Origin of the sequence: Asanoa ishikariensis (assembly GCF_900107455.1) — a bacterium.
Taxonomy (GTDB): domain Bacteria; phylum Actinomycetota; class Actinomycetes; order Mycobacteriales; family Micromonosporaceae; genus Asanoa; species Asanoa ishikariensis.
On sequence record NZ_FNQB01000003.1, the window covers coordinates 1,861,850 to 1,874,456 of the forward strand.

A 12,607-nucleotide genomic window follows, 5' to 3' on the forward strand; every position below is an offset into this window, starting at 1 on the left:
AAGGGCCCCTTGCATTCAGGCGGTCCGGCCCTCGTGCAGGGTGATGTTGCGGCCGTCGGACGGGTCGAAGAGGTGGATCTTCTCCAGGTTGACCCAGACCTTGGCCGTGTCGCCCTCCTTGACCCGGGACTCGGCGGAGAAGCGGCACACCAGGTTGGAGCCGCCCGAGGGCAGGTCGCCGCTGCCCATGTCCGCCGCCAGTTCTTCGAGCTCCGCCGCGCTCGCCTTCTCGCCCTCGATGGTGAAGTAGACGTACTTGTCGGAGCCCATCGACTCCACGAGGTCCGCGGTCGCGGAGAACTCGGCTCCCCCTTGGCGGATCGAGTCCTCGATGAGCGACGCGTCCTCGAAATGCTCCGGCCGGATGCCGACGATCAGGTCCCCCGAGTGCTCGGCGACCTGGCCGCGCATCCGTTCGCCGAGCGGGAAGTCGCCGAGCGCGGTGGTGAGCCGGCCCGACGCCACCGTCGCCGGGAAGAAGTTCATCGACGGCGAGCCGATGAAGCCCGCGACGAACAGGTTGTTGGGGTGGTCGTAGAGCTGCTGCGGCTCGCCCACCTGCTGGACGGCGCCGGCCCGCATGATCACGACCCGGTCGCCGAGGGTCATCGCCTCGGTCTGGTCGTGGGTGACGTAGACCGTCGTCGTGCCGAGCTTCTTCTGGAGGCGCGAGACCACCGTGCGCATCTGCACCCGCAGCTTGGCGTCCAGGTTGGACAGTGGCTCGTCCATCAGGAACGCCTTGGGTGAGCGGACGATCGCCCGGCCCATCGCCACCCGCTGCCGTTGGCCGCCGGACAGGTTGGCCGGCTTGCGGTCGAGCAGCGCGGTCAGTTCCAGCACCTTGGCCGCCTCGTCGACCTTGCGGTCGATCTCCTCCTTCGACAGCTTGGCCAGCTTGAGCGGGAACGCCATGTTCTCCCGGACGGTCATGTTGGGATACAGCGCGTACGACTGGAACACCATCGCGATGTCCCGGTCCCGCGGCGCCTTGTCGTTGACCCGCTGCCCGTCGATCCGGAGCTCGCCGGACGTGATGTCCTCCAGCCCGGCGATCATGTTGAGCGTCGTCGACTTGCCGCAGCCCGAGGGGCCGACCAGGATCAGGAACTCCCCGTCGGCGATCTCCAGGTTGAGCTCCTGCACCGCGAGCGTGCCGTCGGGGAACGCCTTGGTCACCTTGTCGAGAACGATGTCTGCCACGTGGATTCCCCTAACCCTTCACAGCGCCGGAGGTCAAGCCGGAGACGATGCGCCGCTGGAAGAACAGCACGAACAGGATGATCGGGACGGTGATGATCACGGCCGCCGCGGAGATCGCGCCGGTCGGGTCCTCGAACTGCGAGGCGCCCTGGAAGAACGACAGCGCCGCCGGGACCGTGCGGGAGCGCTCGGTCGAGGTCAGCGAGATGGCGAACAGGAAGTCGTTCCAGCAGAAGATGAACACGAGGATCGCGGTCGTGAACACGCCCGGTGCGGCCAGCGGCGCGATCACCCGCCGGAAGGCCTCGCCCTGGGTCGCCCCGTCCATCTTGGCCGCCTTCTCCAGGTCCCACGGGATCTGCCGGAAGAACGCGGACAGCGTGTAGATCGCCAGCGGCAGGCCGAACGTGATGTAGGGCAGGATCAGGCCGGGCCACGTGTCGAACAGGCCGATCGAACGCTCGATCTCGAACAGCGGCGACACCAGCGAGACCTGCGGGAACATCGCGATCAGCAGCGAGATGCCGATCAGCAGCTTCTTGCCGGGGAAGTCGAGCCGGGCGATCGCGTACGCGGCCATCGTGCCGAGCACCACCGCGACCAGCGTCGAGATCAACCCGATGCCGATCGAGTTCACCAGTGCGCGTACGAACTGGTCGGTGCTGAAGATGTTGCGGTAGTTCTCGAGTGTCCACTCCCGAGGGATGAAGTTGCCGTCGGTGATGGTCGCCGGCGTCTTGAACGACAGCGAGGTGATCCACAGGACGGGGATCAGCGCGAAGACGATCACCACGAGGTCGATCAGGCTCCAGCGCCACTTCGCGCGGGCGGTTTGGTCGATGACGGCCATCAGCGCCGGCCCTCCTCTTCGCTGCCGGGTGCGGCGGTGCCGAAGAGCTTCACGAAGATGAACGCGATCACGGCCACCGCGAGGAAGATCAGCACCGACATGGTCGACCCGATGCCGAGGTTGAGCCCGCGGATCAGGTTGTTGTAGGCCAGCATCGAGACCGACGACGTGTTGTTGGACCCGGCCGTCAACACATAGATGTTGTCGAAGACCCGGAAGGCGTCGAGGGTACGGAACAGCAGCGCGACCAGGATCGCCGGCTTCATCACCGGCAGCATCACCTTGGTGAACCGCTGCCAGCCGGTGGCACCGTCCATCGAGGCGGCCTTGAGCAGGTCCTCGGGCACCAGCGCGAGGCCGGCCATCAGCAGCAGCGCCATGAACGGCGTCGTCTTCCAGATCTCGGCGAGCATGATGATCGCCAGCGAGCTGGCCCGCTCGGTCAGCGGGGCGCCGTCGGTGAACAGGTTCGCCAGATAACCCGTGCCGGGTGTCCACGCGTATTTCCACGAGAACGCCGCGACCACCGTGACGATGCCGTACGGGATCAGCGCCGCCGTGCGGACGATCCCCCGCCCGACCAGCGTCTTGAACATCACCCAGGCCAGCGCCATGCCCAGTACTAGCTCGACCGCCACCGTGACGACCGTGATCAGCATGGTGATGCCGAACGCCGTCCACCAGTACTGGTTGCTCAGCGCGGTGATGTAGTTGCCGAGCCCGATGAACTCGCGCTGGTCCGGGAACTTGAGGTCGAAGCGCTGGAACGAGAGCCAGACCGAGTAGAGGATCGGGTACGCGGTGACCGCGACCATCACGATCGCCGCCGGAGCGCAGAGCAGCCAGCCGAGCTTCCGCTCCTGCTTCTTGCCCTCGCTGAGCTGCGTCTTCGCTTTCTTCGCCGCCCGTACCCGATGGGTCGTGGGCTTCTCGGCGGTAGCCGTCACGGCAGGACACCCTTCGACTCGAGCGCGTCCTGGATCGAGCCGCGCAGGTCCTTGGCGTCCTGTTCCGGCTGGATGTCGGCCGGCGGCGACAGCGTCGCGGAGAGCACCGTGGACAGGTTCTGGTAGGCCGGCGTGATCGGCCGGTTCGCGCCGTCCTTGACCTGGGCGAGGATGTCGGCCTTGAACGGGTACGCCTCGTCCATCTTGGGGTCGTCGTAGACGGACTCGATCGTCGGCGGTACGCCGTCGTTGATCGCCGAGAAAAGCTGGTGCTCGGGCGAACGCAGGCACAGCGCCGCCTCGTACGCCTCGGCCGGGTGCTTCGAATACTCGGAGACCGCGAGGTTGTAGCCGCCGATGGTCACCTTGCTCGGCGTCCCGGCGTCGATGCCCGGGTAGCGCGCCCACTTGACCTTGTCCTTGAGGTCCGGTGCGCCCTCCTGGAGGGCCGGCCATACGAACGGGTAGTTGAGCTGGAAGGCCCCGTTGCCGCTCTGGAACTGCAGGCGCGCGCCGTCCTCCTGGGTGTTGGTGAACGACGGGTTGGTGACCCCGGCCGACGCGAACTTCTGGAGGGTGCGCAGCGCGTCGACGGCACCCTGGTCGAACTCGACCTTCGCGCCGTCGTCGCTGAGCATCTTCCCGCCGCCGCTGGCGACCATGTTGTTGTAGAGCACCACGAGGCCCTCGTACTGGGCGCCCATCGTGTCGATCTCGTACGGCTTCCCCTGGCTCTTCAGGTCCTGGGAGAGCTGGATCATCTCGTCCCACGTCTTCGGTGGGTTCGGCACCAGGTCACTGCGGTACCAGAGAAGCTGCGTGTTGGTGTTCTTCGGCGCCGCGTAGAGCTTGCCCTCGTAGGACGCCGACTCGAGCGGCTTCTCCAGGGTGCCCTGGGACGCCTCGTCCTTCTCCCGCCCGGTCCACTCACGGATCCACTTCGCGCTCGCGAACTCCGCGGTCCAGGTCACGTCGAGGCCGAGCACGTCCATGCCGTCGTCCTCGGCGGCGAGCCGGCGCACCATCTGCACCCGCTGCTCGTCGGCACCGCGCGGCAGCACCTGGTAGACCATCCGGTAGCGGCCCTGCGCCTGCTGGTTGCAGTCGTCGACGACCTGCTGGAAGTTCTGTTCCGGCGCGTAGTAGACGTTGAGCTCCGGTACGCCACCGTCGTCACCACCGCCGCACGCCGCAGCGGGTCCGAGTAGGGCCACCGCGGCGAGCGCGGCCACCCCCCGCCGTCGCCTTCTGATTCCCCGAGATCGTTCCGCCATAGCCGACCTCCGTTCCCGCTTCATTGCGGTTCACCGATCTCGGACCATGCCCCGGGCGCGGGTAAAGCAAACGTGGAGGGGCCGTACACCTCGTGGACGACGGCCCGACACGGTACGGTCGCCATACGTAACGTGTCGCCCCCGCCCGACCCGCGGAGGTAGTGCCGTGCAGGAGACCACTCAGGCCCTCGCCTTCGAGGTGCGCGGCCTGCCGCCACAGAAGACAGAGACGCTGTCGATCCTCTCCGCGGGCCATCGCCAGGCCGAGCGCGTCCGTGCGTTGCTGCTGGCGGCGCTGGCCGCGGCGCAGCAGAGTGGCTGGACACCGACGCGGACCGAGGTTTCGCTCGAGATCGTCGTGCGCGGATCCGCCTCGCACGTGGGCTCCGCGCCGCGGTTCCTGGCGGGCGTCGCCGACGTGTTGAGCGACAAGCGGGGACGACTCACCGGCACGCATCTCGGTGTGCTGGCCGACGTGACGCTGTACGCGGACGAGCGGCAGATCCGGGCGATCACCTATCGCGAGGAGCCCGCCGACGAACCGTCCTACCTGGTCCGGGTGACGGCGCTGGGCGTTTGATCTTCAGTGGTCACGGGCATCTGACCGGTATGGCCGTGGAACCTCATGTCACGCTCGAACCGGACCCGAACGACCCCGTGCAGCGCAAGCTTCGCGGCGCGCTGGAGGACCAGCTCACGTCCGCTTTGCAGGCGGCGACCGAGCGGGTACGCGCGTCGTACCGGGGCGAGTCGTTCGACACCGTCTGCCGGCAACTGCTCGACGAGACCCGGGCCGGACTCCACCCGGACATCGCCGCCGGGTTCGAACCGGACCTGGACGAGTTGGCCAGGGTCGCGGTGGCGATCATGCGGGGGTCCTAGCGCGCTAGCCGGGCCACCTCTTCGGCGGTGCCCCAGCAGAGGGTCATGCCGGCGCCGCTGTGGCCGTACGCGTGGATGATCCGTCCCTGGGCCTCGACGCGGGGGCCGCCGTGCCGGGCCGGCCTGAGCCCGACAAGCTGGTTTCGCACTCTCGCTCCCGCCAGCCGGGGCTCGACCTGGGTGGTGCGCTCGATGATCGCTTCGGCGGTGGCCGCACGGATGGTGCGGTCGGCGTCGCCCACCTCGAAGGTGCCGCCGAGCACGACATCGCTGCTGCGGGGATGGATGTAGACCGGGCCGAGCGGGTGGTGCTCGTCGCGGATCGAGGTGGTCAGGCCTGGGTTGTCGACGACGACGACCTGGCCGCGGATCGGGTACAGGCCGTCGTCGCCGGCCAGCGGCGCGGCACCGAGGCCGGTGGCGTTGACGACCGTCGGGGCGTCGAGCTCCTCGAAGCGGTCGACCTTTCGGATGGTCAACGTGCCGCCGTTGCCCCGGAAGCGGTCGAGCAGGTGGGCCAGGTAGGGCACCATCTCGACGGCCGGCACGGTGAACCGCCATTCCCCCGGGTCTGCGCTGAAGTCGGGGACGGCCGGCGCCCACCATGGTCGGCCTTCTGCTCCGCTTCGGATGATCATCCTCGTCGGCCGCATGGAGACCCCCGGCGCACCCCGTCCCGCTTCCTCGGAGAAGACCTCGAAGGTGCGGGTGCCCCAGCCCAGGACGCGCGGGTCGGCGTCGATCCTGGTCGGGTACCAGACGGCTGCGGCGACGGCCGAGACCGTGTCCTGCGGTTCCTCGGCCGCCACGACAGCCACCTCGGCGCCCGCTTCCTGGAGCGCGAGGGCCGAGGTCAGCCCGATGATCCCGGCACCGAGAACGACGACGTCCGCCATCCCACCATCGTGCCCTGGGCCATGACCCGTTGCCGCAACAGGTCGTACGCGTCGGCCCGGCGCCTCGGCCTGCCCGGCGGTCGCCGGACTGCGCGGGCGGCGGTCACGGTCTGCCCGCTTTGGAACTGCTCGTAGGTCAGGTCGATCTCGACCCCGCCCGGCAGCCGGTTCCACCAGTGGTAGCCGTGCTGCTCGCCGCCGAGGTGCACGTCGCCGAGCACGAGGTCGCCGCCGAACAGGTCGTTGAGCACGAGGGCGGTCACGTCGCAGTGGCCCCACGCCGGGTTGTCGGGGTGCCAGCCGGCGCGGGCCAGGTCGTCGGGCGAGCAGGTGTCAGCGGCCCAGCTCGCCCGTACCGCGTGCTCGATGTCGATCAAGGTCAGCATGGCGCCGAGTCTGTGCCCTCGACCAGGTGGAGACTCAAGCCCGCTGGACGTCGACCGCGACGACGTAGGTCCCGTCGGCGCGGACCAGCTCACCGACCCGGATCGGCAGTGCCTGGTCGCTGTTCGGCCGGGCCTGGATGCCGAGGCCGTAGGTGACCTGGCCCTCGAAGTCGCCGCCGAAGCCGTACCCCTTGAGCGTGGGATAGCCCAGGTTGAAACCGGGACGTTCGGTCTGGCGGCCCTGGTCGTCGTGCGCCTGCGCGTCCGTGAAGGTGATCCGCAGGACGCTGTTGCCGGGCAGCGGCACCGGGTGCCCGCTGCCGTCCTGGGTCAACTCCCGCTGGTAGGCGATCTCGTAGGTCGGCCAGGGCCCGTCGAAGGCGAACGTGATCCGGGTGTACGCCGGGTTCTCCCCCGGGTGGTCGCCGACCTGGATGCGGACCAGGAAGGGGAACGGCGGCGCCGGCGGATCACGCATGACGACGGTGTGCGGGACACGCGCCGGCCGGGACGGCACCGCCCAGCCGTAGGTGACCCGGTAGGGCACCACGGGCTTCTTGGTCACCGACGGCTGCGGCAGGGTTCCGGGCCTCGACGCCTCGGCCGGACGTGGTGAGCCGATGCTCGTGCCGGCACCGGCGGGCTCACACGCGCCGACCCCGAAAGCGGCCAGCAGGATCAGGGTGGGTACGAAGAGTCGTCTCATGCTGGTTCGACGCGCCAGCTCCCGATCCGGTTTACCGCCACGCGCCTGCCTTTCGGGTCGATCGACACAGCCGTGCGGCGGATCCGGCCGGTCCCCCGATGCGAATACGTTTCCGGTGTCACGGAGGGAGCGACGTCGATGTACGGGATCTTCTGCGTCGAGGGACAGTGGCACCGGAGCCTGACCGACAAGAGCTCGGTGCTGCCGACCCTGGACATGCTCAACCGGCTCAAGCGGTGCGCGTACATCCACAAGGACGTCGCGACAGCGGAAGAGCTGCGCTATTTCCTGACCCGGTGGACCGAGCAGCGCTACGCGAGCTTCCGCGTCGGCCACTTCGCGATGCACGGCGAGGCCAAGCAGCTCTTCGTCAACGACCGCATCCGCGTGGGTCTCGACGAGATCGCCGAAACCCTGGAGGGCAGATGCGAGGGCCGCCGGCTGTACTTCGGCAGTTGCTCGGTCCTGCGCGCGCCGGACGCGATCCTGGAGGACTTCCTGCACACCACGGGCGCGGCGATGCTGTGCGGCTACACCCGCGAGGTCGACTGGGTCGAGTCGGCGGCGTTCGAGCTCGTGCTCCTCGACCACCTGGCCAACGGCGAGCGCGTCGACGCCGCCGAGCGCACGATGCGCTCCCGACGCTGGGCGCCGCTGGCCGAGCACCTGGGCTTCCGCATCATGTACGCGAACGGCCGCGCAGCATGAACTAGCGTGAAGGGCCATGTACTCGACGCGGGTTCTGCACCACATCGCCGCCCCACGGGCCACGGTCTACCAGGCACTGCTCGACCCGGCAGCGGTCGCGCGGTGGCGGGTGCCGGACGGGATGACCAGCGAGGTGCACCTCTTCGAGGCCCACGAGGGCGGCCGGTTCCGGGTGTCGCTCACCTACACGGATCCGTCCAGCACCGGCAAGAGCGCGTCGCACACGGACACGTACCACGGCCATTTCGCCCGGCTGGCGCCGGACGAGCAGGTGGTCGAGGTCTTCGAGTTCGAAACGGAGTCGCCGGACCTGCTGGGCACGATGACGATGACCACGACACTGACGGACGCGGAGGGCGGCACGGACGTGCTGGTCGTCCACGAGGGCCTACCGGACAGCATCCCAGCCGCGGACAACGAACTCGGGACCCGGATGGCCCTGACCAACCTGGCCCGCCTGGTCGAGCCGGGACGCTGACGGTCGGTTCGGACGCGTCAGACGACGAGCATCGCCTTGATGGTGTCGTCGACCTTGTTGTCGTCCAGGCGGCGTGGGACCAGGTGGCCGCGGTCCGCTTCGTCCCGGCCGAAGGCGTAGAGGTCTCCCCCGCGCCGCGCCAGCACCAGGTCGTCGGTGTCGCCTGCGGTCTCCGCCGAACCCTCCGACGTGTAGTGCACGACCGTGACCAGCGCCGACCGTTCGCTGGCCGCCACCACCTCCGCCGCGTCGCCGCCCTTCTCGTAGTCGCCGCGTGGCAGCCACTCCACGAGCTGGTCCAAGGCGTCATCGGCGGGGAACAGCCCGAGATCGTGTACGCCCAGCGCGTCGATGCGGACCAGCAGCGACACCGGTTCCGGCTGCGGAAGGAGCAACATCCGCCACGGCTCGCCCGGCTTAGTGCCCGAGACGCGGGCGTCCAGGACCGTGCGGGCGCGTTGCTGGAAGGCGACCGCGATGCCCAGGTCGCCGCGGACCTGTAGCTGTTCGTCGCCGTCGCTCGCGACCAGGAGCTCGCGTGCCGCCAGTGAACGGACCGCTTCGGCCAGCACCTCGTCCGTCGGCCGAGCCTCCAGGAAGTCGACGACCGCATCGACTGCGGTCAGTTCCGCGGACGTGTACGCGCCGAGCAGGACCGGGCCGGTGTCGACCAGGTCGACGACGGACGAGACCAGGTCACCAGGGACATGTGCGGTCGTCACGACAACCCCATCTCCGCGAGCAGCGACTCGGGGCCGCGGCGATCGCTGTCTCGGCCACGGATCGCGGCCGCCGTTCCGGACGTGGTCTCCGAGACCCACACGTTGGAGTTTCCGAACAGCCCTCGGCCGGCGCCGTTGGACATCGAGCGACCCAGTTCGTCCACCGGATCAGAACGTTCGGGCGGCGGGAAGAGGCGGGCCAGGTCGACCGACGCCGACGTGACGTCGTCGCCCTCCTCGAGCTGCTTGAGCGCGCTGCTCAGCGACGTCGCTACCGCGGGCGGGACGCTCTGCGGCATCGCGACGTCCGGTGACAGGTACATGGGACGACGCTCGGTCTTGCGGGACAAACCCCACGGACCCACGTTCGAGCGCGTGATCTTGTACGTGAAGTAGTCCATCAGGTGGCGCAGGTCGTCCAGGCTCGGCATCTTCTTCTTGCCGAACGCGGCCGGCGTCTTCTCCAACTGGACCCAGGTGCCCTGCGCCGTGCGGCCGTGCAGCTTCTCGCGTACCACCGAACCGCGCATACCGATGTCCGGCCACTTCTTCTTGTCGATCTGCTTGTGGTGGCTGGAGATCCGCTCGCGGGCGCCCTTGGAGTGCCGCCAGTCCTCGTACAACTGCGGGTTGTCGACCAGCACGTGGCCGCCGCACAGGACGTCGTGGAGCTGCGGCACCTGCATTCCGTGTTTTTCGAGGTCGACCAGGACGGTGGCCTCTTCGGGGCTGAGCCGCCGGGCCGCTGCCGACAGTCCGCGCCGGTACTCGTTCGTCCGGGACGTCAGTTCGATCAACAGGCGTACGCGGGTGCGCACCTGCTCGGTCTCGGCACCGGTCAACACCGTGCCACCAGAACCTTCCACAGTGGACATGACGCGTCCTCCCCCCGGGGCGCCCGCCTCCCGTCACCGTAACCCGGGACCACGACCACCGACCCAGCCTTGGCCTTTCGTCCGGTTTATCCCGGATCAAGGCCCAGTGCGAAGCGCACCGCCGACCCCAGGTCGTCCTGGCTGCCCCGGGCCCAGGCCGCCGCGAACGAGGCCTCGCCCAGCTCGGTGCGCAGCCCTGGCATGCCCCCGTTCACGGCCGGCCACTCCGGCGCGAAGGACCGGAGCCAGACCGCGGTCGAGGCGCTGCGCAGCGTACGAGCCGCCGCCGTCAGCCGGACCGCCCGGTCCAGCCGCCCCTGGCGGATGCGGATGTCGGCCATCGCCTCCAGCCAGAACGCCATGCTGCCCCGGTCGCCCGCCTCGGCGGAATGCGTCATGCCCTCGCGGAGGTACGCTTCCGCGCCGTCGACGTCGCCGGTGGTGATCGCCGTGACGGCGAGGCTGTAGAGGTCGACGACGGCGCCCAGCCGGTCGTGGGACCGCTCCGCGATCTCCAGGCCCTCTTCGAAGATCCGCGCGGCGACGTCGGTGTCACCCTCGCTGAGCGCGATGTTGCCCATCCGGCTGTAGTACAGCGAGTGCACCCACTCCTTGCCGAACCGCTCCCCCAGCAACCGCGTCTCCTCCAGCAGCTCGCGGGCCCTGGCGTTGAGGCCGCGGCGCATGGCGATCGTGCCGAGGACCCCGCTGACCGCGGGCACGTTGCCGTCGTCGCCCAGCGCCAGCAGCAACGCCCGCGACCTGGTCAGATCGGCCTGCGACCGGTCCAGGTCGCCGCTGACGAAGGCCATCGCGCCGGTGCCGACCAGCAGCAGCGCCGTCGCCTGTTCGGAGAGGTCGCTCGCCTCGTCGGCCACCTGGTCGAGGTATCGGACGCCCTCCTCGACATGTCCGTGCAGCCACCAGAACACCCAGATCAGCCAGGAGAGATGGATCGCCTGCTCGTAGTCCCGGTCGTCGATGAACCAGTTCATCGACGCGTTGATGTTGTCGTGCTCGGTCTCCAGCCGCTCGATGGCCGAGGGTTCGAAGCCCAGCAACAGTTCCAGCCGCTCGGCCAGAGCCAGGAAGTACGCGGCGTTCGCGGCGTGCGCGTCGTGCCACAGGCCGGTGTCCCGGAGCCGCTCCAGCGCGTACTCGCGGATGCTGTCCAGCATCCGGAACCGTGGCTCGCCCTCGCCCGCCTCCTGTTTGACCAAGCTGGACTCGACCAGGACGTCGAGCGGCTCGACGTCGTCGGGACCGAACAGCGCGTCGACCGAGTCCAGGTCGAACCCGCCCGCGAACACACCGAGGTGGCAGAAGAGCCGCCGCTGCGCCGGGGTCAGCAGGTCATGGCTCCAGGCGATGGTGTTGCGCAACGTGCGCTGCCGGACCGGGAGGTCGCGGGCGCCGCCGCTGAGCGTGCCGACGCCCTTGCGCAGCCGCTCCAGCAACGCCGGTGGCGGCAGCACCCGGACCTTCGCGGCGGCGAGCTCGATGGCCAGCGGCAGGCCGTCGAGGCGGCGACAGATCTCGATCACCGCCTGGGTGTTCTGCGGTGTCAGCGCGAAGTCGCGTTTCGCCGCTCGGGCGCGGTCGACGAACAGCCGGACGGCGCCCGTACGCGCGTCGCTGTAGTCGCTGTTCGGCTCCGGCAGTGGCAGCGGCGGCACCTCGACGGTGTACTCGCCGGTCAGCCGCAGCGCGGCCCGGCTGGTCGCCAGCGCGGTGACCTCGGGTGCGGCGGAGAGCAGCCTGCTGATCACCGGAGCGGCCTCGGCGACCTGCTCGAAGTTGTCGATCACCAGGAGCAGCGTCCGGTTCCGCAGGTACGCCTCGACGTCCTCGATCGGCGGCCGGCCGGCCGTGGTGTGCAGGCCCAGCGCCTGGGCCAGGGCCGCGCCGACCAGGTCCGGCGTGGTCACGGTGGACAGTTCGACGAACCGGACCCCGTCCGGGTACGCGCCGGCGAGCAACCCGGCCAACTCCGTGGCGAGCCGGGTCTTGCCCACGCCGCCCGGCCCGGTAAGCGTCACCAGCCGTACGTCCGGGTCGGTCAGCAGTTTGCGCAACTGGGCGATCTCCGCGTCCCGGCCGAGGATGGGGCTCGACGGGGCGGGCACGTTGGCCAACTGCGGGTCCGGCTCGGGCTCCGGGGTCGCGAACCGCTCGCTGAGCAGCAGGGCGATGTCGTCGCGGATCATGTGTCGCAGTTCGCCGGCGGTGCCGAAGATCCGGTAGGAGACCCGCGCGTCCTGTTGGATCCGCGCCAGCATCGCCGCCAGTCGCGGGTCGCGGTCCGGTGCGGGCTGCTTGACGTAGACCAGTTTGGGCAGGTCGGCGGCGCACTCGAACTCCTCCTCGACGCCTGGCGGATCGCCGAATCCCTGCCAGTAGATGCCGACGAACAGGTGGCTCTCGCGGAGATAGGCGCGGTTGATGTCGCGGCGCGGATGGGGCCGGGCCGCGCTCTCCGCCATCACGGGAATCAGCCGCAACCCCAGCACCGCGTCCCGCACGGCCTGCCGTTCAGGGGCAAGCTCGTCGATGGTGGAGCTGACGAACACCCGAAGCCGGTCATCGGGTGTTCTGATGGGATTTGCCCCCGTCACCCTGCCAAATCTAGTCCGAAAGGAAGGGACCCTTGTTAACGCATAGCGATAACAAGGGTCCCTTC

Annotated in this window: 14 protein-coding genes; 4 read left to right on the forward strand and 10 right to left on the reverse strand. The window is 69.2% G+C overall.

Going from position 1 to position 12,607, the window contains the following annotated elements; all coding sequences use genetic code 11:
• Positions 1-15: 15 nt before the first annotated feature.
• From BLV39_RS32535 to BLV39_RS32550, 4 genes are read right to left on the reverse strand one after another with little or no spacing between them, the layout of a single operon-like run.
• Positions 16-1,203: an ABC transporter ATP-binding protein gene (locus BLV39_RS32535; protein WP_090800436.1), complete on the reverse strand. Its 1,188-nt coding sequence runs from the start codon at positions 1,201-1,203 to the stop codon at positions 16-18.
• 10 nt (positions 1,204-1,213) lie between these two features.
• Entirely contained in the window at positions 1,214-2,053 is an 840-nt protein-coding gene (locus tag BLV39_RS32540) for a carbohydrate ABC transporter permease (RefSeq protein ID WP_090800437.1), read from the reverse strand.
• The gene (locus tag BLV39_RS32545) at positions 2,053-3,000 is read right to left on the reverse strand and encodes a carbohydrate ABC transporter permease (RefSeq protein WP_090800438.1); all 948 of its coding nucleotides are present in this window, start codon (positions 2,998-3,000) and stop codon (positions 2,053-2,055) included. The genes BLV39_RS32540 and BLV39_RS32545 overlap by 1 nt, the downstream gene beginning before the upstream one ends.
• A complete protein-coding gene (locus tag BLV39_RS32550; protein ID WP_239083887.1) occupies positions 2,997-4,232 on the reverse strand; it encodes an ABC transporter substrate-binding protein in 1,236 nt (411 codons plus the stop codon). Before BLV39_RS32550 ends, BLV39_RS32545 begins: the two co-directional genes overlap by 4 nt.
• Before the next feature lie 208 nt (positions 4,233-4,440).
• On the opposite strand from BLV39_RS32550, the gene BLV39_RS32555 reads away from it, so the two are divergent.
• Both BLV39_RS32555 and BLV39_RS32560 read left to right on the forward strand, forming a co-directional pair.
• The gene (locus tag BLV39_RS32555; RefSeq protein WP_090800440.1) at positions 4,441-4,854 is read left to right on the forward strand and encodes a hypothetical protein; all 414 of its coding nucleotides are present in this window, start codon (positions 4,441-4,443) and stop codon (positions 4,852-4,854) included.
• 35 nt (positions 4,855-4,889) lie between these two features.
• Positions 4,890-5,156 (forward strand): hypothetical protein, encoded by a 267-nt coding sequence (locus BLV39_RS32560; RefSeq protein WP_239083888.1) that lies wholly within the window; start codon positions 4,890-4,892, stop codon positions 5,154-5,156.
• On the opposite strand, the gene BLV39_RS32565 is transcribed toward BLV39_RS32560, so the two are convergent.
• The 3 genes from BLV39_RS32565 to BLV39_RS32575 are packed head-to-tail and all read right to left on the reverse strand — an operon-like array spanning position 5,153 to position 7,144.
• Positions 5,153-6,052 (reverse strand): FAD-dependent oxidoreductase, encoded by a 900-nt coding sequence (locus BLV39_RS32565; RefSeq protein WP_090800442.1) that lies wholly within the window; start codon positions 6,050-6,052, stop codon positions 5,153-5,155. The genes BLV39_RS32560 and BLV39_RS32565 overlap by 4 nt on opposite strands.
• Positions 6,010-6,438, reverse strand: a complete 429-nt coding sequence (locus BLV39_RS32570; protein WP_090800443.1) for a YunG family protein — start codon at positions 6,436-6,438, stop codon at positions 6,010-6,012. The genes BLV39_RS32565 and BLV39_RS32570 overlap by 43 nt, the downstream gene beginning before the upstream one ends.
• 34 nt (positions 6,439-6,472) lie before the next feature.
• The gene (locus BLV39_RS32575) at positions 6,473-7,144 is read right to left on the reverse strand and encodes an AMIN-like domain-containing (lipo)protein (protein WP_090800444.1); all 672 of its coding nucleotides are present in this window, start codon (positions 7,142-7,144) and stop codon (positions 6,473-6,475) included.
• 138 nt (positions 7,145-7,282) lie between these two features.
• On the opposite strand from BLV39_RS32575, the gene BLV39_RS32580 reads away from it, so the two are divergent.
• Both BLV39_RS32580 and BLV39_RS32585 read left to right on the forward strand, forming a co-directional pair.
• Positions 7,283-7,852, forward strand: coding sequence for a DUF6642 family protein (locus tag BLV39_RS32580; RefSeq protein ID WP_090800927.1), 570 nt, complete (start codon positions 7,283-7,285; stop codon positions 7,850-7,852).
• Positions 7,853-7,868: 16 nt separating this feature from the next.
• On the forward strand, positions 7,869-8,330 hold the full coding sequence (locus tag BLV39_RS32585; RefSeq protein WP_090800445.1) for an SRPBCC domain-containing protein: 462 nt from the start codon (positions 7,869-7,871) through the stop codon (positions 8,328-8,330).
• Positions 8,331-8,347: 17 nt separating this feature from the next.
• On the opposite strand, the gene BLV39_RS32590 is transcribed toward BLV39_RS32585, so the two are convergent.
• The 3 genes from BLV39_RS32590 to BLV39_RS32600 form a co-directional block, all read right to left on the reverse strand.
• Positions 8,348-9,052, reverse strand: coding sequence for a hypothetical protein (locus BLV39_RS32590; protein ID WP_090800446.1), 705 nt, complete (start codon positions 9,050-9,052; stop codon positions 8,348-8,350).
• Positions 9,049-9,927: a hypothetical protein gene (locus BLV39_RS32595; protein ID WP_143049981.1), complete on the reverse strand. Its 879-nt coding sequence runs from the start codon at positions 9,925-9,927 to the stop codon at positions 9,049-9,051. The genes BLV39_RS32590 and BLV39_RS32595 overlap by 4 nt, the downstream gene beginning before the upstream one ends.
• An 86-nt stretch (positions 9,928-10,013) precedes the next feature.
• Positions 10,014-12,542, reverse strand: a complete 2,529-nt coding sequence (locus BLV39_RS32600) for an ATP-binding protein (RefSeq protein WP_090800448.1) — start codon at positions 12,540-12,542, stop codon at positions 10,014-10,016.
• Positions 12,543-12,607 lie beyond the last annotated feature (65 nt).

Bases quoted from the DNA above. Each gene is read 5' to 3' on its own strand.
- BLV39_RS32580 (WP_090800927.1), top strand. From the start codon at position 7,283: ATGTACGGGATCTTCTGCGTCGAGGGACAGTGGCACCGGAGCCTGACC.
- BLV39_RS32585 (WP_090800445.1), top strand. From the start codon at position 7,869: ATGTACTCGACGCGGGTTCTGCACCACATCGCCGCCCCACGGGCCACG.
- BLV39_RS32570 (WP_090800443.1), bottom strand. From the start codon at position 6,438: ATGCTGACCTTGATCGACATCGAGCACGCGGTACGGGCGAGCTGGGCC.
- BLV39_RS32575 (WP_090800444.1), bottom strand. From the start codon at position 7,144: ATGAGACGACTCTTCGTACCCACCCTGATCCTGCTGGCCGCTTTCGGG.
- BLV39_RS32565 (WP_090800442.1), bottom strand. From the start codon at position 6,052: ATGGCGGACGTCGTCGTTCTCGGTGCCGGGATCATCGGGCTGACCTCG.
- BLV39_RS32595 (WP_143049981.1), bottom strand. From the start codon at position 9,927: ATGTCCACTGTGGAAGGTTCTGGTGGCACGGTGTTGACCGGTGCCGAG.
- BLV39_RS32540 (WP_090800437.1), bottom strand. From the start codon at position 2,053: ATGGCCGTCATCGACCAAACCGCCCGCGCGAAGTGGCGCTGGAGCCTG.